Origin of the sequence: Streptomyces sp. V4I8 (assembly GCF_041261225.1) — a bacterium.
Lineage (GTDB): Bacteria > Actinomycetota > Actinomycetes > Streptomycetales > Streptomycetaceae > Streptomyces.
The window spans coordinates 8,215,285-8,238,067 of record NZ_JBGCCN010000001.1; the positions used below are offsets into that span (position 1 = coordinate 8,215,285).

Consider the following 22,783-nt stretch of genomic DNA (forward strand, 5'->3'; position numbering starts at 1 on the left):
TCTTCGCGGCCGGGCACGGGACGGCATACGAGCCTCCCCGCGCCCTCGCGTCCCGTGACGCGTGGCCGCGGTCCACGGTGAGCCGGCCGGCGGTGGGGTCGAGGCTGATGTCGAGGTACTCGCAGTCGTCCGCGGCGGTGACCAGGCGCAGGCCGCTGGTGCCGGTGGCGTCCGGGGTCAGGACGGCAGTGAGGTCGAAGGTGCGGCTGACCTGGCCGAGTTCGGCCGCCCCGGACTGTGTGACGTGTCCGGTGCGGTGCAGTACGCGTTCGCCACGCAGTGCGAGCAGTTCGCGAGCGGGGCGTTGGGCGACCCTCTGGAAACCTGGGTGCCGAAGCTGTGGATGAACGTCCAGACGTCCCTGTATACCGGATGAACGCCGATTCCAGGATGGAGAGGTGAGAGTGCGTCGGATTACTGGTGGGCCGGATCGGCTGATGGTTGGTGTTTCTGGAACGCCTCGGTCATCTGCGCGCCGATCTCCGGGGTCAGCCGACCCGTCAGCTCGAACCCGAGTTGATGGGCGACGTCACGGCTGTGCATGTCGACCGAGGACTCCACGAGGTCCGCGTACACATCGACCGAGCGGCGAATCCGCCGTGGCGATACCAACAACAGCCAAAGTCCTGGCACGAGCGCAGGCCACCAGTACGCGCCGACCACCAGGTAGGCCAAAGTCCACACCGGCGTGCGGGCGGCTGAGGCACAACGCTCCTGGATCGTCGTCACCTCCACCCGTGCCGCGTCAGGCAGCACCAGCCACAGCCGGGGCCACGTGGTGGTCAGGTCGAGGCCGGTGCCGCGGCGGACGCGGTCGGCGACGGCACGTAGCCGGTCGCCCGCCCATGTCGGGCAGTTCGGCTCGGTCTCGGAGATCGCGTCGCGGCGCAGCACGGCGCGACGCGCCGTGGCCTTGGCGTGGCGGTTGTCCGGGTCGGCCAGCACCGCCCTGATCGCGGTGTCCGCCTTCGCCGCTGCCCGGTGCCAGCGGCGGTGGCGCAGCGCGGTGAACGGCCGGCCGAGGCCCGCGCCCGTCGCTCCCCAGGAGCCGATCACGACATCGCCCAACGCCGTCACCGCGACCCCCACCGCGGCGGTCGCGGCGAGGAACCCCGCCGCGGTCCACACCAGAGCCGGTCCCGTGGACACCGCCAGCACCCGCGTCCGCAGCAGCGCGATGTCGAGTGCGTGCGAGGGTCCGAGTACGACCGCCGCCACCACGACGGCCACGAACACCGCGGCCGGCAGCGCGAGTACGGCGGCCCAGCGACCTGCCAGGTTCTTGCCGAGCTCCGTGAGGAAGGCGTTCACAGCTCGACCCTGATCTCGCGGAACGGCTGCCCGGTGAGATGGCACGACGGCTGCTTGTCGGTCGCCTCGCGCGGGCACGCGCCGGTCGGGCACTTCCATGCCGTGACGACCACGCTCCGTGGTCCCGGCCACCGGGCGAAGTTGCGGTACGCCCGTGTCAGGTTGTCGATGCCGTGCTCGGCGAAGGCGCTGTCGAGCAGGTCGAGGTCCGATTCGGGCACCGCGCCCCGAGAAGCCGCCTCGACGACCCTGGCCAGCACGTCCGCCACGCCGTACCGCGCGGCGCGTTCCGCCAGCGCATCTCCCGCCTGTTGGCAAAGAGTTCCGACACGCGGACCGGTCGTTGGTGCCATGCCGACTCCGAACCCCCTTCGCCACGATCCGGTTAACGCTACCGTGGAGGGGACGGATCGGGGGGCCGCGTGTACGACGATGTCCGGTTGGTGGTCGAGAACTTCGAGTCTTCCGCTGACGTCGGCGCACTGCTCGCCGCCGCCCTCCCGCCGCCCTCGCAGTGCCCGCCGCACCTGCTGCCGCACCTCGCGCAGGCGTACTGGCTCCGCTACCGCGCGCAGAGCGGGTTCGACGGCTTGATCGACCGGGAGTTCTGGGCGTCCCTCGTGGGCGGGGACGCTGATCCCGCGGTCGCCGCCGTCACCGCCGCCGAGCAGTACCGGGAGCTGGTGGAGGCACGGGCGGATTTCCTCGAATGCCAGGACCCCGAGTCGCTCGTCGACTTCGTGAACGCCTACACCGCGTTGCTGGACGCTGTGGACGACGAGAGGATGAAGGCCGCGCTCACCGTCGACCAGTGCGCCTTGCTACTCATGCTCGACGAGTACGACGGCACGAACGACTACGCCGAGAAGGTCCTCAACGCGCTGAGCTGGGCGCTGGACCGCACGCCCCACGGCGACCCGCAACGAGCCCGCCGGCTGGTCGATCGCGCCCGCGCGCAAGCGAACGCGGGCAGGCGACGAGGGCAGGTGCTCGCCGACTACCGGGCCGCCGCCCAGCTGGCACTGCGCGAGCGCCCCGTGTGGCGCGATGTCGTGGTCGAGCTCGCGCAGTACGAGTCCGACCTCTACGCGCACGGCGCCGCGCCGATCTATCTGGCCGGCGCGTTCGTCACCTGCCGCGACCTCGCCGACGCGCTGGAGCGGGATTTCGGCAACACGATGACCCTGTCCGCGCTCGCCCAGCTCGAACATGAGGTCAGCAGCCGAATCGGGCCGGACGTGGCGCGTTTCCTGCGGACCTGCCACCGCGATCCCAGCGTTCTGCAGGCGCAGCGCGACAAGGTCACGGCCCTGCTGCGGCAGAACATCGGGCCCGGCGTGCTGGTGGAACGGCGAGACCAGGCGTGGTTGCTCGCCATCGGGCTGCCGCTCGACCACGAGGACAGGTCGGGCGCGCTGCTGGACCTCTATCACCAGCACATCGACCTCTGGGAGCTCGGCGGGGACACCGAGGCGATCGGGCTCGCCTACGACACGGTCTTCGAAGCGATGCTCACCACCTCACCCGACGCTCGCAGAGCCGAGCTGTTGAAGGCGCTCGCCCATGCCGCGGCGACCATCTCCGTACAGACCGGCTCCCCCGAGGACGCGACAGTCGCGGTCGCCGCGGCACGCGCCCTGCTGGAGATGCCTGCCCGCGACGAGGAGCAGCGAGCACTGTGGCTCGCCACCCTGGCATCCGCGCTGGTCGAGCAGTTCGAACGCGGCGCCAACCCGGCGGCCGGCCGGGAGGCCGTCACCGTCGCGGAGGAGGCCGTTGCGCTGACCGCACCCGGCGAAGAGAACCTCCCGCTTCGCTGGTCGACCTTGTCCATGGCTGCGCGGGCGGTGGCCGAGTCCGGGGACCACGGCCTGTTCGCCCAGGCCGTCGAGGCGGGGGCCCAGGCGGTGGCCACGATCCCCGCGGACGACCTGCGCCGTATCGGGATGCTCTACAACTACGCCGCCGCCGTGCAGACGCAGGCGGTCACCACCGGCGCGACGGACGCCGAGCCGTTCCGCGAGGCCGAACGCGCCTACCGCGCCGCGCTCGCACTGCTGGCTCCCGACCACCCCGACACCCCGCGCATCGAAAGCACGATCGCCGACGTGCTCTACCACCGGTACCACCAGTGCGGCGACCTCGACGCACTGGACGACTCGCTCGACCTCGCCGAGAAAGCCGTTCGTGAGACGCCGCGCGACCACCACTGGTGGCCGCTGCGGGCGTTCGCACTCGCGCGCTCGGCCCGTGCGCTGGCGACGTTCGGCGGGCCGCGCGCCGACGAGCTGCGCGAACAGGCGATCACTTACTACCGGGCGGTCGGCACACACCCGGCCGCCACCGCTCAGCACCGGATGATGTGCGAGCAGGGGCAGGCCGCGATGCTCGCCGAGGCGGATCCGGCGACGGTGCTGAACGCGCTGGAACGCGTGATCGCCGCCATTCCCGCGGCGGTCAGCCGGGCGCTGCCGCGAACCCAGCGGCTGCGGGCCGTGCGGCAGTTGGACGGGCTCGCCGACCAGGTGGTGGACGCCGGGCTGCGATCGGGCGAGCTGGACCGGGCGCTGGAGCTGCTCGAACAGTGCCGGGCCGTGCTGTTCGGCGATGCGTGGGGAATCCGCCGCGGCTGGGCGAAGCTGGTCGAGATCCGGCCGGAGCTCGCCGAGGAGCTCAGCCAGGTGGAGAAGGATCTCGCCAACGCCGACTCCTACTCCGACCTGACGTTCCAGATCGAGGTGGAATACCGCGGCCAAACCTCCACCAGGGACTGGGATCCGCGACCGCAGGCCGTTGAACGGATCAGGCGGCTCGCGGCGCGGCGGGACAACCTGATCGAGACCGCGCGGGCGGTGCGGGGGTTCGAGAACCTGCTGATACCGCCGGACCTTGAGATGCTGCGCGAGCGCCTGATCGGGCACACCGTGGTGATCGTCAGCACGGCGGGCACCGCGCTCGTCGTTCCCGGCGACTACCTGCAGCCCGTCGAGACCGTGCCGCTGCGGCAGCTGACCGCAAGCACGGCCCGTGCCCAGGTCAGGAAAGTGCGGGCGGCGATCGCTGACGTGAAGGCCCCCGAGTGCTCGTTCGACCGGCGCGAGCAGGCCCAGCTGGACGTGCACGCGGTGCTGGAGTGGTTGTGGGACACCACGGCCGGGCCGATATTGGACCGGGTCGCGGACTCGCGGCTGTGGTGGTGCCCGATCGGCGTCATGGCAGGGCTGCCGCTGCACGCAGCGGGCAGGCACCGCGACCGTGCCGGGCGGACCGTGTTCGACCGCGTTGTCTCTTCGTACACGCCGTCGCTCACCGCGCTGGCCGACACCGTCACCATGCCCACGCCGCGCCACGCCCGTCCCACCGCGCTCGCCGTCGGCGTGGGCGAGCGTGAAGGCGTGCCCACGCTGACGAGCGCCCGCGACGAGGCCGAGGCGGTGGCCGCGCTATTGCCCGGCTCTACTGTGCTCGTCGATTCCGCTGCCTCCGCGGACGCCATCAAGGATGGCCTGCACGACCATGCGATCGCCCACTTCGCCTGCCACGGCCGTGCGGTGAGCTCCGCCGAGCACCCCGACCTCGGCGGGCTGATGCTCAACAACGGGATGTTCGTGCCGTCGTTCGTGCGCGACTTGCGCACCACGCAGGCGCAGCTCGCGTTCCTGTCCGCGTGCGACACGGCCAGTCCCGACCCGGCGCTGCTGGACGAGCCGCTGAACCTGGCATCGGCGTTCCACCTCGCCGGCTTCCGCGGCGTCATCGGCACGCTGTGGCACACCGCGGACAGCACCGAGACGGCCGTGGCGGTGTACGAGGCGCTCACCGCGCACGGCACCCGGCCCGCCGACACCGCCCGGGCGGCCACCGCGCTCACCGAGACCTCCCGTCGCATGAGGGACGCCTACCCGGCCGTGCCGACGCGGTGGGCCGCGCACGTGCACGTCGGTGACTGAGCTGCTGGACGGTGCCACCCCCGGGTTCGGGGCGGTCTGGACAGAGGCGCATCAGCCACTGCTCTGTTCAGCGGCTTGCAGTGTTGCGATCACCGAGCACTTCGGGCGGGCCGACGACGCCAACGGCGTGCCGGGCGCGGACTTGGGCCCTGCGGCCGTGGTGGTTGGCGGGCGCTGCGTTGCCCGAAGCGCACGTTCACGCACCCCGGTCGGGGACTACCAGTAGTGCCGCCTGCCACCGACGGCGCGGCCGACGGAGCCGAGGAGGAACAGAACCGCGCCGATGACGAGCAGGATGATCCCGATCGTCCACAGGATGCCGATCCCCGCCACGAGACCGATGACGAGCAGGATGATACCGAGAATGATCATGGTGGCCTCCTGGGTCCCCACTGTGCCGTGTGGCTTCTTCTGACACTCATTCCGCCGCCCGGCTCTTACTCTCACCGTTGCAGGAGCGGGCGTCGCCAGCGCCTGAGCCGGTTGCTCAAGTGGTCAGCAGGCGGTTGAAGAACGACCGGTACTGGCGCAGGGCCGTGCGGAGATCTTCCGTGTTCACCTCCTCGCCCTGGTTCCACTGTTCTTCCAGGTTCTTCTTGTGGTCGGCGAACGTCGCGGCCAGTGTCTGCATGACGTCCGCGACAAGCGCGTCAGCCTTGTGCACGGCTCCACGTGGGTCGTCGACGAACTCGTTCTGAATGCTCTCCCAGCGCCCACGGAAGCTTTCCTCGTCCTCCGTCGCGAGGAGCTGCGGCGGCTCTTCCTCCGCCGGAGTGGCGGCCTTCTCGGCAGGGGGCGCGGCTTCGCCACCACCCGCCGTCGCGGTGGCCTCGCCGGGGAAGGCGGGGGTCTCGGGGCGGGCTTCGGTGTCTTCACCCAGGTCCCGGTTACTGCTGGGCTGGGCGAGGTCATCGGTGGACAGACCGCTCTGGCCCGATTCTGGTATGTATTCGCGTCGCATCTTCACTCCGTACGCCTCGACTGCCTCAGGCCGGGGGCCCGAGGTGGCGGCCTGACGGTCATGTGTGAAGCGGGTCAGGTCCGGGCGTGACGGGCCTGACCGCCGTTGGAGAGCAGCTCGTCAAACAGGGCGCGGTAGTGCACCATGGCGCCCCGCAGCTGCTCTGTGGTCGCTTCGTGCTTCATGCTGAGCTGGTTGACGTCGTGAGCGGCGCGGTAGTGCTCCAGGGTGCGGCCATGCTCGACCGAGAGGTCCTTGAGCCTCTGCTCCAGGCCCTCGGTCGGATAGCCGCGCTCGCGCATCAGGGACGTCACCAGAATGTCCGCGTCCTGCACGGCATCCTCCGGGCGGTCCACGAACTCTCCCTGTACGTTCTCCCAGTCCCGGGTATACCGGTCCCGGACGGTCCCCGGTAGTGGCCTGATTTCCAGCGCGTCGTGGCGCTTCTCGCGTGCACTCAGATCGCGCTCGGCCTTGAGCCGGCCTCCGGCATCTTCGACCGTGCGTTCGTATTCAGGGCCAAAACGCTCACGCAGGTGTCGGCGGCGCTGAACGAGAACGGCTCCCGCGGCAAGCACCACCAGCACCACCGCGACGGGGATGATGATCGCTAGGAGGGTCCCAGTTGACATCGCTCCGACCCCCTCACGTGTGCCGGTTTGCAATATTTAGTCTAGTTTATTCTCCGTGCCCCAGGGAGATGCTGTCCCACGGACGAGGGAGGGGCACGCATGGTCGACCTGCGGGGCGTCGGGGCGAACCCGGATGCGGTTGAGCGGTTGCTTGTCGTCGGTAGCGGGACGCGCGGGCGCGGGCCTGGTGACGCCATCGCTGCCGAGACCAGCGGAGTCGGCGCGCGAGATCGTGGACCGGATTGATCAGTGCCGCGAACAGATGCTGGAGCTCGTTGCCGGCCAGGGGGATCAGGTCTCCGGACGCTGGGGTCATCCCGACGTTCGGCGGCTGCGGTCACGGCGAGGAACGCATGCGCGAGCATGGCGAGAGTGAGCCAACGGTGCCAGGAAGTCCACCAGCGAACCTGGTGCTCGTCCAGGCCGGCCAAGCCTTTGCCGGCCTGGAACGCCCCTCCACCGTCCAGCGCCGGCCGGCCACCCGCACCAGATCGGACAACGGCACCGGGCGCCAACGAATAGCAGCAGTAGAAGGCGAGTTCACCGCTGCGCCGGTTGCGGCGGACCAGCAGACACCAGTGCCGGGGCCTGCGGGCGGTTGGGCCGTGGATGTCGACTTGGGCCCAGTCGGATTACCGCTCGCCCTTCGCGCCCCAAGCCCCGAGGCTGAACTCAGGCTCCGTCGTGAGCACGCACTGCTGACCCGACTGCAGGGCCGGTTGCCCGTGCCGCCAGTGCAGGAAACAACCGTGGCCACGCTCACACTTGGCTACGTGGCCGGTACGCCCGGCCAGGAACTTCTGGACGCTGGCCAACCAGAAGCTGTCTTGGCGAGCTGTGGGGAATTGCTGCGCCGTATCCACAAAATCTTTCCGGGCCTACGGCGGGGAAGTACCGCCCTGGCCGGTCCGCAGGGCCGCCATGCTGACCCGGTGCGAAGAGCTGCGGCGGCTCTGCGACCAAGGGGCGCGCCGCCACAGCGGACTGGCATGAGTAGCCGGCTATCCGGGCCCCGGCGGAGGGGGCCGGGACTGTGACAGGCCATTGGCGCTGGTGGTGTTGCCGGTTCTCGTGGACATCGAACACCGTGCTACCCGAGTGCCTCCCATGCCGTCCGGGGTCGTGTCCCCCGCGTGCGCGGCCGGCGTCCAGCAGTTCCTCTTCGGCAGGTCGGACAGCAGCCCGAGCACCAACGCGGTTGTGCGGCGGCGTGGTCCGACCCGCGGGAACCGGCCGCTGACTCGTCTCCGCACCGGCCCCGACCGGCAGGGTCACGACCTACGGCTGGAGTATCAGCCTCCGCCTTCACTCGCGGCGCGGCGTAAGCCAACGTCCCCGGACAGCACACCTAGGGCCACGGCCGCAGTCACGTCCCCGACGGTCGCGGTTGTTCCGGTGGTACCGAGCTCTCGGCGGCCGCCATCCACTGGTCCAGGTCGGCCTGGGTGAACTCTGCCCACGGGGGGATCTCGGGGAGCCGGCGGAGGAGGTCGTAGGCCTCGGAGATCTTGGAGCCGCGGAGGACCGGGGAATGGCAGCCTGCGATGACCTCGGCGTTCAGGCGTTGGAAGTCGTCCACGACCGTCCGGAACTTCTGAGTGTCCAGCAACGCGACCCAGGGAGAGACCAGCCGTCCGCCGAAGAATTGGCCGTCGCGGAATTCGTCCGCGGACAACGCCGCTACGTCCGGCATCGGAGTGGGTACGTTCGTGGCGAAGGTGTCGACGGCCCACAGGACGTTGGTCTTCGGGTCGAAGAGGGCGCGGGTTGTGGGGTTGTCGTACAGGGGCGGTCGTTTGGCGACCAGGGTGCGGTCGCCCGCGTCGATCGTGTCGCCGTCGGTCATGAAGCGGCACCGGTTGATGGGGGTCTCCCACTCCTCGGCCATGCGGCCGATGGAGAACCATGTCGTCAGCAGGGTCGCGTTCGGGCATTCGGCGAGGACCGCCAGGAGGTTGCCGGCGTGGTCGCGGTCGTCGTGGGTGAGGAAGATCCACCGTACGTCGAGGGGATCCACGACGGACCAGGCTGCCTCCAGCCACTGGGAGCGCACCGCGGGCGCCCCGGTGTCCACGAGGACCGGTTCGGCTCCCCGGATCACCATCGAGTTCATCGGAAAGTGGCCGACCGGCGGGGCCTCGAGGGCCCACGGGATGACGAACGTCTCCTCGGCGATCTTGTGCGGCTGCAGAAGGTTGAACGTTTCCATGGTTGGCATCGCTGCTCTCCCTAGGACGGAGTCGCCGCAGCATCCATGAATCCAGTGCAGCCCCGTGGCGGGCCGTCGTCAAACGCGGAACGTTCAGCTTTCTACCAACGTGCTCAGGCTTCGGGCATCGGCTGCATCTGAATTCCGTGCCGTGCGGCGATCTCGATGATGCGGTCAATGTCCGGCGAGGTGTCCGACTGGGGCGGCAGCTCGCGTCGCTGGGCGGGTTCGCCTGCCTCCGCGAAGAATTTGTCCATGTCGCCCGGCGTGTAGGTGACCAGGAGTCGTACGGTGCTGGTGGGCTCGAACCGCTCCAGGGTGCCTTCGGGGATGTGGAAGAACGATCCAGGGCCGCCTTCGACTGTCTCGCCGCCGATGTGATAGCGGAGCGTTCCCTCGATGACGTAGACGCTCTCGGTGCCGGGGTGGGTGTGGGGCGGTGGGCCCATCCCCTCCGGAATGGTCATCTCCATGACGGTCATGGCGCCGTCGGTCTCGTCGCTCGACGCCTTGACCTCGTACAGGCCGTTCAGCATCCAGAATGCCTGGCCTTCACCGCTGTGACGCGCATGGGCGTTGTTCACCATGGGGCACCGCTCCTTCCTCGGTGACCCCATCCGTCCCCGCCGCGGAGCCGGCAGAAGCCCGCCATCCGGGTGTGCGTGCCGGTGGATGCCGGGTGGCGTCACTGTGGCCGCGCCGCGTGATCAGGTGCCGCTCGGCCTGATGGCCCAGCGATACCGAGCCATGGTGTGTCGCGCGACGTATGGTCCGTTGGGGGCCCGACGGAGGCACTGATGACCGATCACCCGAACATCGCTGTATTCCGGCGCGTCATGGCCGCTTTCGCGGCAGGCGACATGAATGCGCTGGCGGAGGTCTTTCACCCCGAGGTGGTGTGGCATATCGGGGGCAGGAACCCCCTGGCGGGAGAGTACCGAGGGCGTGAGGACACGTTCGCGGTGTTCGGGCGGGAGTTCCAGCTGACAGGCGGCACATATCGGCCGCAGCTCCACGATGTCCTCGCCAACGACGACCACACGGTCGCGCTGCTGCACGTCACCGCGTCACGTGCAGGCAAGGAACTCGATATGGACTACGCCATCGTCTTCCACATCAGTGACGACAAGATCACCGAAGGGTGGGTGCTGACGGCCGACCCGCAGTCGTACGACGAGTTCTGGTCGTAGGCGCCGACGGCTGTGCCGGGCGGTGAGCATCGGGTGAGGTGGTAAAGCCGATTGCGAGGCTTTGACGCGGCCACGTGCGCGGCGGCGGTGAACTTCGTAGTGCCGTTCGTTCTGTGTGCCGAGCGCCGGATACTTCAGTTGCCGAGGGCCGCCTGGTGGGACGACCGACAGCCGGTCAGACCGCCGCACCCAGCATTCGGTCCATCGACGGACCCGACATCTGCAGACCCGGCAGCAGCCAGTCCTGGAACGGGGCCAGCACGGCCAGCACGAACAGGGCAACGCCCACCGCCCAGCTGAGCCAGGGACCGCCCCGCCACAGCTTCTCCAGAAAGATCACCGCCGCGAGTCCCGCCATCGCCGCCACATTCATCACGCCGAGCGGGATCAGGACGATCATCAGCCCCCAGCAGCAGCCGACGCAGTAGAGACCGTGGTGCGCGCCCACCCGCAGATCCTTCGCCCACGGCCGGAACCGTGCGTACCGCAGCAGCTGGAACATCGGGCTGCGGCAGTGCCGCAGGCACACCCGCTTCAGCGGCCCGAACTGCTGAACTCCCGCGAGCAGGAACGCGCCCGCACCGATCCAGCGCCCCGCCTCAGGGTGATCGTCGACCAGGTGGCCGGTCGCCGCCAGGGCCCCGTACACGAGCAGCCCGAACCCGGACCAGGCCAGCAGGTAGCCGCCGACGAATTCCGTGAGGCGCAGCGCACGGACGCGGCCCGCGGTGCCGCGGTTGATCGCCTGTACCCAGGTCAGTGCCACGGGTGCCAGCGACGGCAGCATCATCGCCACCATCATGATCACCCACAGGAGGAGGAAGAGCGGAAACGCCAGGCCCATGGTGCCCGGCTCCATCCCCATGTCGCGGGACTGCGCGGCCGTGAGCACCCACGCCAGAGCGGCGATCAGGGTCAGCAGGGACCAGCCGAGGGCAAGATCACGCCTCGGTAGCAGGACCCCCGGCCGGGTGGGCTCCGGTGGGGCGAGCCGGAGATGCGGCATGGCATGCCTCCCAAGGATGCCTGCCGCCCCGGTGGCCGCGGCGAGCACTCCGAAGACATCTCCAGCAGAGCACAGAATCGCAGGCTGCAAAAGCGCATGACCGGGCCACGGGACACAGCCGGCATGACAGTGCGGGCCTACCCGGTGCGTCGACGACAGCGCCGGATGGCGACCCCATGACGACCCGCCAGGCGAAGTGTCTCGGCATTCCGGTGCTCGACGGGCTGACCTGTGCTCTGGGGTGGGACCGCCGAAGACCCGTGCGTGGAAATGAGGTTGCTGAGTGACCTTGGGGGGCGACCGCTGCACAGCGATGTGCTGTGACGTCACGGTTGCAATACGTGCTGGGTGCGAGGGTCCCGCTCAGCCCCTCCCGCTTCCGAAGGGCACTTCGCTTCGGCGTCGGCGAGGCGCACCCTGGAGGTGACGCCACTCCCTGTACTGGGAGAGGAGGAGCGAGATGGCTGAGCAGACCACCAGCAGCCCGCCCTGGCGCGTGGTCGGCGACTGGTTCGACACCTGCAAGTGCGCCATACCGTGCCCGTGCACATTCGCCCAGCCCCCGTCCGAGGGCGATTGTGAGGGCGTGCTCGCCTGGCACATACGTGAGGGACAGTTCGGGGATGTCCGGCTCGACGATCTGAATGTCCTGATGCTCGGGTCCTTCACCGGCAATGTGTGGACCGGCGAGCACACGGACCCGTATGCCGCCGTCTTCGTCGACGAGCGCGCCGACGACCAGCAGCGCGCCGCACTCGGCGCGATCTTCGGTGGGGAGGCCGGCGGCTGGCCGCAGCAGTTCGTCGAGGTCTTCGGACCCGAGATGCGCGGCATGGACGTCGCTCCGATCACCGTCGAAGTCGACGAGGACCTGGGGTCGTGGCGCGCCGAGATCCCCGGCCGGGTAACTGCTCGTGCCGAGGCCCTCACCGGCCCCACCACGCCTGAGGGGGCGCGGGTCCAGGTCCACAACGCCCCCGGTGCCGAGGTCGGCCCGGGGCAGGTTGCCACCTGGGGCCGGTCCACCAACGACCAGGCGGACGCCTTCGGCTTCAGCTGGAGCCGAAGTGGCAAGTCCAGCAAGTACTTCCCCTTCGACTGGAGCGGCCCCGACTGATGTGCGATCAGTCATCTGGGCCCGCCCTGCCACAGCTTTCCGAGGAAGACCACCCGGGCCGGACCCGCCATCGCCGCCACATTCATCTCGCACGCGGCGCGAGAACGGTGCGGCGAGCAGGAACGGCCGAGGTGTCTGGACGAAGTCCGACCAAGGGTCTCCATGACTGCCGTAGGGCAGCGGTCAGTACTGCTCGGTCTCCACGAAACCCGCGTCCCCGTTGTCGTCCGCGCCGAGGGCAGCGGCGGTCGGGTCGAATCCGGGCGGGCTGTCCTTGAGGCCCAGGCCCATGCCGGCCAGCTTCGCCTTGACCTCGTCGATCGACTTCGCACCGAAGTTACGAATGTCGAGGAGGTCGGCCTCGGAGCGCGCCAGGAGCTCACCCACCGAGTGGACGCCCTCACGCTTTAGGCAGTTGTACGAGCGGACCGTGAGCTCCAGCTCCTCGATCGGCAGCGCCAGATCAGCGGCAAGGGCGGCGTCCGTGGGGGACGGGCCCATGTCGATGCCCTCGGCGTCGATGTTCAGCTCACGGGCCAAGCCGAACAGCTCGACCAGCGTCTTACCGGCCGACGCCATGGCGTCACGCGGACGCATCGCCTGCTTCGTCTCGACGTCGACGATCAGCTTGTCGAAGTCGGTGCGCTGCTCGACACGCGTGGCCTCGACCTTGTACGTGACCTTCAGAACCGGCGAGTAGATCGAGTCGACCGGGACACGACCGATCTCCTGGCCCACCTGCTTGTTCTGCACGGCGGAGACATAACCACGGCCACGCTCGACCGTGAGCTCCATCTCCAGCTTGCCCTTGCCGTTGAGCGTGGCGAGGACGAGGTCGTGGTTGTGCACCTCGACACCGGCCGGCGGCGCGATGTCGGCGGCGGTGACCAGACCCGGGCCCTGCTTGCGCAGGTACATCACCACAGGTTCGTCCTGCTCGCTGCTCACGACCAGCTGCTTGATGTTGAGGATCAGGTCGGTGACGTCCTCCTTGACGCCCGGCACGGTGGTGAACTCGTGCAGCACACCGTCGATACGGATGGATGTGACCGCCGTACCCGGGATCGAGGACAGGAGCGTACGGCGGAGGGAGTTGCCGAGGGTGTAGCCGAAGCCCGGCTCCAGCGGCTCGATCACGAACCGGGAGCGGAACTCGTCGACGACCTCTTCGGTCAGTGACGGACGCTGAGCGATCAGCACGAGGTGTTGCCTCCAGTGGTTTGGCGCCCGCTATGTGACGCCGTGGATATCACGAAGGGTACGGGCGATACGGTCTCGGCAGAGGCCGAACCCTCCGTCACTTGTCAGCCCCGGACGCCACCCGGGGTGGTCGGGGAATGTGCCCCACAGGGTCCGTCGGTCTCGCGGACAAGGCCGGTCCTCCTCCGACGGGTGTTGGGACTCGGGAACGATTCTGGCCACACTCCGGTTCCCGCGCCTCCCGGGCCCGGTCCGGAGGACGGTGCACGCGTGCGGCGGCCACCTGCGACGGTGCGTACCCAGGCAGCGGTCCTGATCGCGGGTTCCATGAACCCGATACGTATCGTCGGGGCATTTGTAGCTGGAAAGAGCGAATCGGTGACGAATGCCTTGTCCGGATGGTGGGTCGTGTCGCACCGTTCAAAGGGGTTGTGAGCGCGGACCGGACCCGCTCGATGCCCAGAACGCGGCACGCTCGGTGCTGAGCGGCCGGGCACGCGCCCAGGCCAAGTCCCGGCACGGACTCGGCGGTCACGGCCCGGACCCTCGATCAACCAGCTCAAGGCCGTCCTCGTGACCGCCGATCCGGTCCTGCGGGAAGAACTGGCCGGGCTGAACAATTCGGAACTCTTGCGCATCTGCGCACGGCTCGGCGACGACAGCCAGGACGAAGAGGACGAAGAGGATGGAGCAGGCGCGGTGCTGAGGGCCGGCAGTACCGCCGGCACAACCGCGGCTGTGATCGGCAGGCCAACGCGGTGCACGGGATCGTGCAGATCAGGGTACGCTCCGACCCCCGCACTAGGGAGCACTGCGAGCGTCGTATCGCCGAGGGCAAGACCTGGCGCGAGATCGTCTGGTGCCCCGAACGCTATGTCGCCGGCGAGGTCTTTCGCCTGATCCGGCCCACATCCTCACACTTCTCGTCGTAGATCCTCACACCCCCGGTAATAGGGGCCGTCGTAGGATGTGGGAGCGTGAGTCGGGTGCGTGGCTCCAGCCGCCGGGGACGGTGCACAGGTCGAGGATGATCGGCCTCACGAGGCCAGCCCGCAGTAGTCCTGCACAGGATGGCTTCGCTGCGGCAGGCCCAGGGGAAGCAGCCGTCGACCACCCGTTGGTTCCCGGGAGCGGTGCAGGAACACCTGCCCGAGCAGCCGACCCGCCGCACGAAGGCACCTCCCGGTGCGAAATACTCTCCCGATGAGTTCACGCATTTCCCCGATCAGCCAGCCGATCACGATACGGAGGGCAGTCGCGCGGGATGCCAAACGGCTCACGCGGCTCGTGCGTGGCTCAGGCGCCTACGAGGGTAAGTACGCAGCCGCAGTGGCGGGCTACCGGGTCGGTCCTGATTACATCGAAGCCCACCGCGCCTTCGTAGCCGTGGGCGCCGACGAGCATGGAGGTCGGGTCCTCGGGTTCTACTCGCTCGTCCTCGCTCCACCGGAGCTCGATCTGCTGTTCGTCGCCGACGAAGCGCAAGGACGTGGTATTGGACGGCTGCTCGTTGCGCACATGCAGTCCGAGGCCCGTGCCGCCGGGCTCGACCGTGTCAAGGTCGTGTCGCATCTTCCCGCCGAGGACTTCTACCACCGCGTCGGTGCAGTGCGGACCGGGACCGCGCTCGCGAACCCGCCCGCCGTGCTGTGGGACCGTCCCGAATTCGAGTTTCGCATTCCTTCGGAATGAGCGGTGTGCCGGTTCGCAGGGCACCGGCTTAGCCTGCATGGTGGCCGGCATGCAGGAGCCGCTGGACGCCGCGCGCTCCGTGTGTGCCGTCGTCTCCGCCCTGGCGGGGGGGTGCCCCTATGGGTTTCGTCAACCTGTGGGGGCGGGTTGGGGTTCGTAGAAGGTGCCGTCGCGGAGCATCGCGAAGAGCACGTCGGCTCGTCGTCTCGCGAGGCAGAGGAGGGCTTGGGTGTGGTGCTTTCCCTGAGCGATCTTCTTGTCGTAGTAGGCCCGCGAGACCGGGTCGGCCAGGGCCGCGAACGCGGAAAGGAAGAAGGCCCGTTTGAGCTGCTTGTTTCCCCGGCGGGAGGGCTGTTCGCCGCGGATCGACGAGCCCGAGCTGCGGGTCGCCGGAGCGAGTCCGGCGTATGCGGCGAGGTGGGCGGCGGACGGGAAGCTGCTGGCGTCGCCGACGTCGATGAGGATCCTGGCTCCGGTCCTGACGCCGATGCCGGGCATGGACGTCAGGACCTTGGAAAGAGGGTGAGCCTCCAGCAGTTCCTCGATTCTCGTGGCGAGGAGTTTGCGCTGGTCGAGGACGGCTTGGAGCGAGCTGGCGAGGCTGGGGACGATCAGGGCGGCGGCGTCCGTGCCGGGGACGACGACGGTCTGCTCGTCGAGCGCGGTGAAGATGTCCTCGATCAGCCGCTGGGCCATCCTCGGAGCCTTCGGGCGTATCAGGCTGATCAGCCGGCGCCGTCCGGCCTTGCGGATCAGAGTTGGCGAGCCGAACTGGTCCAGCAGTCTGAGCACGGCCGGGTGCTGGATGCGCGGGCCCAGGACCCGTTCGAGGTGCGGGTGGATCTGAGTGAGCAGGCCGCGCAGCCGGTTGCTGATGCGGGTGGCCTCGCCGGCCAGGTCGTCGTCGAAGCCGACGATCATCTCCAGCTCGGCGATGGTCTCGTCGTCCAGCTCGATGGAGCGGAGTGTGTGCGGCATCGACCGGGCGGCGTCGGCGATGACGAAGGCGTCACGGGCGTCGGTCTTGGCCTCGCCGGGATAGAGGTCGGCGATCCGCCGCATCGTGAGACCTGGCAGATAGGCGACCTGGCAGCCCATGTCGCGGGCCACCGCGATGGGCAGGGCGCCGATGGAGGCCGGCTGGTCGACGACCACGAGCACGGTGCCGTGCTTGGCCTGCAACTTCGCCAGAACTTCGCGGAGTTTGGGCTCGGAGTTGGGCAGCCGCTTGTCGAAGGCCTTCTTCCCGGTCGGGGTGATGGCGGTGGCGTGGTGTTCGCCCTTGCCGACGTCCAGGCCGAGGAAGACGCCGATGTCGCTAGTGTCGATCACGTGCAGTCTCCGGTCGTTCTTGCCCGGCCGTCCCACGGCACCGATCCGCCACATCCACATTACGAAGAGCCTCCCCGCCTCCGGAGAAGCAGGTGGTCATGCCCCTAATCAGCGGTCTGTCGATGCCTCCGGAGCTGGTGACACCACCCCCCGGGCCATACGTTCGACAGGGGGGAGAAGTCATGCCAGCTCCAGAGGCCGGGAGCCCCATTGCGGGGCCACGAAGAAGGTAATGGGGGGGGGATCGCCTGCGCCGGCGGCCACTCCCGGTGGACTCCCTCACCTCCGGCACTCCCAGAGACATCGAAATCGCGCGAACCTCAGCTCGCTCCATACACGATCGAGGTCGGTCGCTGTAAATACGTATGTCACGCCCGCATCAGGAGCGAGGCGAGGGTGCTGCCGGACGCCTTTCGAAGACGTCTTACGGACAGCCGCGTACGTCGTCGCCCCCTGGCGGTCAGGGTTGCACTTTGTGAGACCGCTCTTCCTGAAACGTAGCACTCCGAGTGGATCAATATCTGGGCTCGCGAAGTGAGGTTTTGGCGGACCGCGTAGTGAGAGTGTTTGCCGCAATGAGCAGAGCGGAATTGCGTAATGCGCACGGGGCGTTTCAGTCTACTACTGTCGATCTCAGTTGCAGTTGTGGTTCCCGAAACTTCAAGTGCCTCACCCGGTTCTGTCGGTGGGAGCGCTTCTGTATTTCCGGTCATTTCCGGCGGGGTAATCATTGCGGCGACATGGCGTCCGCGCAGTGCGGATTCCGATGTGCTGCCCCGAAGGAGGTGTGAAATGGCTGCTGGTACCGTGAAGTGGTTCAACGCGAAAAAGGGATTCGGTTTCATTAGCAGGACGGTGGCGGCGCTGACGTGTTCGACCGCTACGGTGATGCACGAGCGTCCTGAAGAGCTGCGCCACAGCCGACGCTCGGATCTCACGTCCCCATCGCGTCACCCATTGCAGCACCTGTGCCCCGGATATTTCCGCCGGCCCAAAGAGCTGTTTCCTTTTGCTGCCGGTCCATACTTGTGATTCTCCATGCCGCTCATTGCTTCGGGAATTCCTTGGTATGTGCCATATCGAGGAAGGTTCCGCATGAACCGCACACGTACGAACGATCGCTCCGCCCGCACCCGTAATGGCGGCGCCGACGCAGGAAGGGGCGGCAGCCGCTTCGGCTCGCAGGCACCGCGCCGTTCGGGCGGGCCTGCCCGGTCCGGTGGTTACGGCCGCCGGTCCGCCGCAGTGCAGGGTGAGTTCGCGCTACCCAGGACGATCACCCCCGCGTTGCCCGCCGTCGAGGCGTTCGCCGATCTCGCCATGCCCGAGCCGCTGCTGGCCGAACTCGGCAAGCAGGGTGTGACCGCGCCGTTCCCGATCCAGGGCGCGACGCTGCCCAACTCCTTGGCGGGCCGTGACGTTTTGGGCCGCGGGCGTACCGGTTCCGGCAAGACCCTCGCCTTCGGCCTCGCCCTGCTCGCCCGCACCGCTGGACGGCGTGCCGAACCCGCCAGCCGCTGGGACTGATCCTCGTACCGACGCGTGAGCTGGCTCAGCAGGTGACCGACGCGCTCACTCCGTACGCCCGTTCCGTCAAGCTGCGGCTGGTCACGGTGGTGGGTGGGATGTCGATCGGCAGGCAGGCAGGCGCGCTGCGCGGCGGGGCCGAGGTCGTCGTCGCGACGCCCGGCCGGCTCAAGGACCTCATCGACCGTGGCGACCGCCGACTCAACCACGTGGGCATCACGGTGCTGGACGAGGCCGACCAGATGGCCGACATGGGGTTCATGCCACAGGTCACCGCGCTGCTCGACCAGGTGCGTCTGGAGGGGCAGCGGATGCTGTTCTCCGCCACCCTGGACCGTAACGTCGACCTGCTGGTGCGCCGCTATCTGACCGACCCCGTCGCGCATTCGGTCGACCCCTCGGCCGGTGCCGTCACGACGATGCAGCACCACGTCCTGCACGTCCACGGCGCCGACAAGCACGCCGCCACGACCGAGATCGCCGCCCGCGACGGCCGCGTGATCATGTTCCTGGACACCAAGCACGCCGTCGACCGGCTGACCCAGGACCTGCTCAACAGCGGGGTACGCGCCGCCGAACTGCACGGCGGCAAGTCGCAGCCGCAGCGCACCCGCACGCTGGCGCAGTTCAAGACGGGGCACGTCACCGTACTGGTGGCGACCAATATCGCGGCGCGCGGCATCCACGTCGACAACCTCGACCTCGTCGTCAACGTCGATCCGCCGACCGACCACAAGGACTACCTCCACCGCGGCGGCCGTACCGCCCGCGCGGCGAGTCCGGCAGCGTCGTCACGCCGTCACACCGAACCAGCGCCGCGGCACGGTCCGCCTCATGTCGGACGCCGGAATCCGGCCGCAGACCACCCAGGTCCGCTCGGGTGACGAGGCCCTGAGCCGGATCACCGGCGCCCAGGCCCCGTCCGGCATCCCGGTCGTCATCACCGCACCGGTGGTCGAACGCCCCCAGCGCAGCGCCTCCTCCCGAGGCCGACGCCGCCCTTCCCCGGCGACCCGGCGCGCCCCCGCGCGCCAGACCGTCCTCGACGCGGTGGCCTAGAACCTTCGTGATCGGAAAGTTGACCCATCTCTGGGAGGCACCCTTTGACGCTGATTCAGATGCAGTTCCTCTCGGCGGACGCCAAATCCGTGCACAGGACGGCGGTGGAGGTCATGGACGCGGCCGAACGCAGGTCGGTGACGACATGAGCGTCGAGGTGGCGCCGGCCGTCATGGCCGCCGCACGCACGGGCCGACTGGTCGTCTGCGACCAGGACGACCAGCGCATCGGCCTGGTGACCCGAACCGACCTCACCGCCGTCCGCGACAGCTCCGACTACACGGACCGCGTCCGCCTGCGCGACATCCTCGCGACCACGGCTCGTTCACCTCACCCGTGACCACGATGGCCGAAGCCGACCAGGTGATGCGCTCCCGTCGGCTCGGTGCCCTGCGGGTCGTCGACGAGCAAGGCAGCGATCCGGGCATCCTCGCCCTCTCCCGCTGAATCGCCTCATCCCTGGTCGGACCGTTCTCCCCTTTCTCTCTGTGAGGCCACATGCGCTGCGTCATCGCCCGCTTCCCCTTCGAGCTCACCAAGAGCGGCGTGCTGGGATCGATGGAGGGCGTCAAGCCCGAACCGGTCACCGGAGAATCGGTGCTCATCGGCCGCCGCCACTACCCCGTCAAGCAGGTCGGCCAGGTCATCACCCGCCAGGACCGCCGTGACTTCAGCGCCGCCGAGGTCCTGCGGGCCGTGACTCAGCTCGGCTGCACCTGCCGCGCCGTCCCCAAGGCTGCGCCCCTGGGCATTCTCAGCCCGCTGCAGCACGCCTCCGCGGTGCTCGGCAGCCCCGTGGCGGTCTGACCGGGGCAATAGGGATGCGCATGCGCGGCACATGCCGGCTGCGGTCGTGAACAACGACCTGGTGCCAGTACGGCGCCAGGGCCCCTCAACGCGTTCCACAGAGAGGTGCAATGACAGCAGACGACACGTTCGGCCGTCTCGATGACGACGACTACCCCGCTTACACCATGGGCCGGGCCGCCGAGATGCTCGGCACCACACAGGGCTTCCTGCGCGCCATCGGCGAAGCCCGCCTCATCACCCCGCTGCGCTCCGCAGGCGGACACCGCCGCTACTCCCGCTACCAGCTGCGCATCGCCGCCCGCGCCCGGGAACTCGTCGACCACGGGACCCCCATCGAGGCCGCCTGCCGGATCGTCATCCTCGAAGACCAGCTCGAGGAAGACCAGCTCGAGGAAGCCCAGCGCCTCAACGCCGAATATCGCCGTGCCGCCGAATCGGCGAACCCATCGGCAGCAGCGTGAGATGAGCGCCCGTCAGCGTCGGCGGGCACCGCACGCTCGGTCTCGGTGTGCGGTGTGATCATTTCCCATGGTGACGCGCAGGCCGTGCGTGTGTGTGGGTGTCGCGTCCGCGCAGCTGTCGTGATTCGGGATTCCCTCTTGCCCACGCCTCTGGTGTGGGCGTTCTGCTGTGCTGTGCCGCAGGGACCAGGGCGATTACCTCCGTCTGCCACATGGAGTGCCCGGTGCTCCTGTCGCGGGTGAGGGCGGGCGAGGTCCTGCACGCCCTCGCATGGCGTGACCGTGACGCTCGGTTGACGCTCCGGACACTCCAGAGACCGTCCCCAAGGTGGGACAACCGCTGCTGACCTGCGGGTTGTCGCGCCTCCAGCTCCTTGGTCCCGATGACTCTTCATGTGGAGTGGGTTGCCACCCCGGTCTCCTGGGGTGGCTGCTGACTCCCGTGCCCGACCTCGATGCCCGCTGGCCGCGGAACCGGGGACAGTGCTGCCGGGCTGTGGCTCAGGCGTCGATGATGACGGGGATGATGAGGGGCTTGCGGCGGTGGGTGCGGAACGCCCAGTTCGCCACGGCGCGTGCGACGAGTTGTTCGAGTTGGTGCGCGTCCCCGACGCCTTCCTCGGCCGCGGTGGCCAGGGTCTTCTCGATGACGGGGATGACGGGCTCGAAGGTGGTGTCGTCGTGGACGAAGCCGCGGGCGAGGAAGTCGGGGGCCTCGGCGAGGGCGCCGGTGTCCGCGTCGACGATCGCCACGACCGTGACCACGCCTTCGGCGGCGAGGGTGAGGCGGTCCTTGAGGGAGGCTTCGGTGGCGCCGCCGACTTCCATGCCGTCCACGTAGACGTTGCCGGCGGGGACCTTGCCGGTGATGGACGCGCGGCCGTCGACGAGGTCGACGACGACGCCGTCCTCGGCGATGACGACTCGGTCGGGGTCGACGCCGGTACGGATGGCGAGGTCGCCGTTGGCCCGCAGGTGGCGCCATTCGCCGTGTACGGGCATGACGTTGCCGGGTTTGACGATGTTGTAGCAGTAGACGAGTTCGCCGGCGCTGGCGTGCCCGGAGACGTGCACCTTGGCGTTGCCCTTGTGGACCACGTGGGCGCCCCACCGGGTGAGTCCGTTGATCACGCGGTAGATGGCGTTTTCGTTGCCGGGGATGAGGGAGCTGGCGAGCAGGACGGTGTCGCCCTTGCCGATGCGGATCATGTGGTCGCGGTTGGCCATTCGTGACAGCGCGGCCATCGGTTCGCCCTGGGAGCCGGTGCACACCAGAGTGATCTTGTGGTCGGGGAGCTTCTCCAGCTCCTTCGTGCTCACGACCAGACCGGAGGGGACCTTCAGGTAGCCCAGGTCGCGGGCGATGCCCATGTTGCGGACCATCGACCGGCCGACGAAGGCGACCTTGCGGCCGTGCTGGTGGGCGGCGTCCAGGACCTGCTGGATGCGGTGCACATGGCTGGCGAAGCTGGAGACGATGACCCGGCGCGGCGCGGTGCGCATCACCTGCTCGATCGCCGGGTTCAGTTCACGCTCGGAGGTGGTGAAGCCGGGGACTTCGGCGTTCGTGGAGTCGGTGAGGAACAGGTCCACGCCCTCCTCGCCGAGGCGGGCGAAGGCGCGCAGATCGGTGATGCGGTCGTCGAGAGGGAACTGGTCCATCTTGAAGTCGCCGGTGTGCAGCACCATCCCGGCCCGGGTGCGGATCGCGACCGCGAGGCTGTCCGGGATGGAGTGGTTGACCGCGACGAACTCGCAGTCGAAGGGCCCGAAGCCGCGCCGGTCGCCCTCCCGCACCCGCACCGTGCGCGGCCGGATGCCGTGTTCCTTGAGCTTGGCCTCCAGGAACGCCAGCGTCAGCTTGGAGCCGACGACGGGAATGTCGGACCGCTCGCGCAGCAGGTACGGCACGCCGCCGATGTGGTCCTCGTGGCCGTGGGTGAGGACCACGGCCACGATGTCGTCCAGCCGGTCCCGGATCGAGGTGAAGTCCGGCAGGATGACGTCCACGCCGGGCTGGGTCTCCTCGGGGAACAGCACGCCGCAGTCGACGATGAGCAGCTTGCCGGCGTGCTCGAAGACGGTCATGTTGCGGCCGATCTCACCCAGGCCGCCCAGGGCGACGACCCGCAGCCCTCCTTCGGGAAGAGGCGGGGCGGCTTTCAGCTCGGGGTGCGGATGACTCATACCCTGACGGTACCCGGAGAGCGGGACGGCATGATCCATCGCCTGTGTGATCTCTCCTTCCGACGGAGCGGAGCACCCGCGGCGGCTGCCCCGGGATGACCGCATTACGTCGGCGGCCGGCCCGGGCAGGCACTCACGG

19 protein-coding genes and 6 pseudogenes are annotated in these 22,783 nt (G+C 68.8%); 11 read left to right on the forward strand and 14 right to left on the reverse strand.

The features are described from left to right. Positions 1-16: 16 nt before the first annotated feature. The 3 genes and pseudogenes from ABIE67_RS37250 to ABIE67_RS37260 all read right to left on the reverse strand — a co-directional run. Positions 17-439: pseudogene (locus ABIE67_RS37250) on the reverse strand (GH32 C-terminal domain-containing protein); the annotation flags it as partial. Continuing rightward, positions 415-1,311 (reverse strand): hypothetical protein, encoded by an 897-nt coding sequence (locus ABIE67_RS37255; protein ID WP_370265959.1) that lies wholly within the window; start codon positions 1,309-1,311, stop codon positions 415-417. The pseudogene ABIE67_RS37250 and the gene ABIE67_RS37255, both read right to left, overlap by 25 nt. Further along, positions 1,308-1,664 (reverse strand): hypothetical protein, encoded by a 357-nt coding sequence (locus ABIE67_RS37260; protein ID WP_370265960.1) that lies wholly within the window; start codon positions 1,662-1,664, stop codon positions 1,308-1,310. The genes ABIE67_RS37255 and ABIE67_RS37260 overlap by 4 nt, the downstream gene beginning before the upstream one ends. 69 nt (positions 1,665-1,733) lie before the next feature. Between ABIE67_RS37260 and ABIE67_RS37265 the strand changes: the two genes are divergently transcribed. Then, entirely contained in the window at positions 1,734-5,261 is a 3,528-nt protein-coding gene (locus ABIE67_RS37265) for a CHAT domain-containing protein (protein ID WP_370265961.1), read from the forward strand. 216 nt (positions 5,262-5,477) lie between these two features. Here ABIE67_RS37265 and ABIE67_RS37270 read toward each other — a convergent pair whose 3' ends face one another. From ABIE67_RS37270 to ABIE67_RS37285, 4 genes and pseudogenes are all read right to left on the reverse strand, one after another. Then, on the reverse strand, positions 5,478-5,633 hold the full coding sequence (locus ABIE67_RS37270) for a DUF6131 family protein (protein WP_199830112.1): 156 nt from the start codon (positions 5,631-5,633) through the stop codon (positions 5,478-5,480). A 115-nt stretch (positions 5,634-5,748) separates the two neighbouring features. Further along, positions 5,749-6,222: a hypothetical protein gene (locus ABIE67_RS37275; RefSeq protein WP_370265962.1), complete on the reverse strand. Its 474-nt coding sequence runs from the start codon at positions 6,220-6,222 to the stop codon at positions 5,749-5,751. A 74-nt stretch (positions 6,223-6,296) separates the two neighbouring features. Then, positions 6,297-6,854: a hypothetical protein gene (locus tag ABIE67_RS37280; protein ID WP_370265963.1), complete on the reverse strand. Its 558-nt coding sequence runs from the start codon at positions 6,852-6,854 to the stop codon at positions 6,297-6,299. A gap of 148 nt (positions 6,855-7,002) precedes the next feature. After that, positions 7,003-7,483: pseudogene (locus tag ABIE67_RS37285) on the reverse strand (IS701 family transposase); the annotation flags it as partial. On the opposite strand from ABIE67_RS37285, the gene ABIE67_RS37290 reads away from it, so the two are divergent. Next, positions 7,460-7,891: a phosphotransferase gene (locus tag ABIE67_RS37290; protein ID WP_370269326.1), complete on the forward strand. Its 432-nt coding sequence runs from the start codon at positions 7,460-7,462 to the stop codon at positions 7,889-7,891. The pseudogene ABIE67_RS37285 and the gene ABIE67_RS37290 overlap by 24 nt on opposite strands. 69 nt (positions 7,892-7,960) lie before the next feature. Here the strand turns inward: ABIE67_RS37290 and ABIE67_RS37295 are convergent. The 3 genes and pseudogenes from ABIE67_RS37295 to ABIE67_RS37305 form a co-directional block, all read right to left on the reverse strand. Further along, positions 7,961-8,107, reverse strand: a pseudogene (locus tag ABIE67_RS37295) (IS701 family transposase); the annotation flags it as partial. Positions 8,108-8,220: 113 nt separating this feature from the next. Beyond that, positions 8,221-9,072 (reverse strand): MBL fold metallo-hydrolase, encoded by an 852-nt coding sequence (locus ABIE67_RS37300; RefSeq protein WP_370265964.1) that lies wholly within the window; start codon positions 9,070-9,072, stop codon positions 8,221-8,223. A gap of 104 nt (positions 9,073-9,176) precedes the next feature. Next, on the reverse strand, positions 9,177-9,650 hold the full coding sequence (locus ABIE67_RS37305; protein ID WP_370265965.1) for a cupin domain-containing protein: 474 nt from the start codon (positions 9,648-9,650) through the stop codon (positions 9,177-9,179). Between the two features lie 210 nt (positions 9,651-9,860). Between ABIE67_RS37305 and ABIE67_RS37310 the strand changes: the two genes are divergently transcribed. Then, entirely contained in the window at positions 9,861-10,253 is a 393-nt protein-coding gene (locus ABIE67_RS37310) for a nuclear transport factor 2 family protein (RefSeq protein WP_370265966.1), read from the forward strand. Positions 10,254-10,428: 175 nt separating this feature from the next. On the opposite strand, the gene ABIE67_RS37315 is transcribed toward ABIE67_RS37310, so the two are convergent. Beyond that, positions 10,429-11,259: a DUF2182 domain-containing protein gene (locus ABIE67_RS37315; protein ID WP_370265967.1), complete on the reverse strand. Its 831-nt coding sequence runs from the start codon at positions 11,257-11,259 to the stop codon at positions 10,429-10,431. A gap of 460 nt (positions 11,260-11,719) precedes the next feature. Here ABIE67_RS37315 and ABIE67_RS37320 point away from each other — a divergent pair, with 460 nt between their 5' ends. After that, on the forward strand, positions 11,720-12,376 hold the full coding sequence (locus tag ABIE67_RS37320; protein ID WP_370265968.1) for a DUF1326 domain-containing protein: 657 nt from the start codon (positions 11,720-11,722) through the stop codon (positions 12,374-12,376). A gap of 183 nt (positions 12,377-12,559) precedes the next feature. Here the strand turns inward: ABIE67_RS37320 and ABIE67_RS37325 are convergent, their stop codons facing one another. After that, the gene (locus ABIE67_RS37325; protein ID WP_370265969.1) at positions 12,560-13,576 is read right to left on the reverse strand and encodes a DNA-directed RNA polymerase subunit alpha; all 1,017 of its coding nucleotides are present in this window, start codon (positions 13,574-13,576) and stop codon (positions 12,560-12,562) included. A gap of 770 nt (positions 13,577-14,346) precedes the next feature. Between ABIE67_RS37325 and ABIE67_RS37330 the strand changes: the two genes are divergently transcribed. Continuing rightward, complete coding sequence (locus ABIE67_RS37330) at positions 14,347-14,508, forward strand: hypothetical protein (RefSeq protein WP_370265970.1); 162 nt, start codon at positions 14,347-14,349, stop codon at positions 14,506-14,508. 271 nt (positions 14,509-14,779) lie between these two features. Beyond that, positions 14,780-15,268, forward strand: a complete 489-nt coding sequence (locus ABIE67_RS37335) for a GNAT family N-acetyltransferase (protein ID WP_370265971.1) — start codon at positions 14,780-14,782, stop codon at positions 15,266-15,268. Positions 15,269-15,397: 129 nt separating this feature from the next. Here ABIE67_RS37335 and ABIE67_RS37340 read toward each other — a convergent pair whose 3' ends face one another. After that, positions 15,398-16,654, reverse strand: coding sequence for an IS110 family transposase (locus ABIE67_RS37340; RefSeq protein WP_370269328.1), 1,257 nt, complete (start codon positions 16,652-16,654; stop codon positions 15,398-15,400). Between the two features lie 738 nt (positions 16,655-17,392). Here ABIE67_RS37340 and ABIE67_RS37345 point away from each other — a divergent pair. The 5 genes and pseudogenes from ABIE67_RS37345 to ABIE67_RS37365 form a co-directional block, all read left to right on the forward strand. Then, positions 17,393-17,499, forward strand: a pseudogene (locus ABIE67_RS37345) (cold-shock protein); the annotation flags it as partial. Positions 17,500-17,695: 196 nt separating this feature from the next. Continuing rightward, positions 17,696-19,186: pseudogene (locus tag ABIE67_RS37350) on the forward strand (DEAD/DEAH box helicase). 44 nt (positions 19,187-19,230) lie between these two features. Beyond that, positions 19,231-19,633 (forward strand): annotated as a pseudogene (locus ABIE67_RS37355) (CBS domain-containing protein). A 51-nt stretch (positions 19,634-19,684) separates the two neighbouring features. Continuing rightward, entirely contained in the window at positions 19,685-19,993 is a 309-nt protein-coding gene (locus ABIE67_RS37360; RefSeq protein ID WP_370265972.1) for an SCO5918 family protein, read from the forward strand. A 110-nt stretch (positions 19,994-20,103) separates the two neighbouring features. Next, on the forward strand, positions 20,104-20,457 hold the full coding sequence (locus ABIE67_RS37365) for a MerR family transcriptional regulator (RefSeq protein WP_370265973.1): 354 nt from the start codon (positions 20,104-20,106) through the stop codon (positions 20,455-20,457). A 501-nt stretch (positions 20,458-20,958) separates the two neighbouring features. Here the strand turns inward: ABIE67_RS37365 and ABIE67_RS37370 are convergent. After that, a complete protein-coding gene (locus tag ABIE67_RS37370; RefSeq protein WP_370265974.1) occupies positions 20,959-22,644 on the reverse strand; it encodes a ribonuclease J in 1,686 nt (561 codons plus the stop codon). Positions 22,645-22,783: the final 139 nt, after the last annotated feature.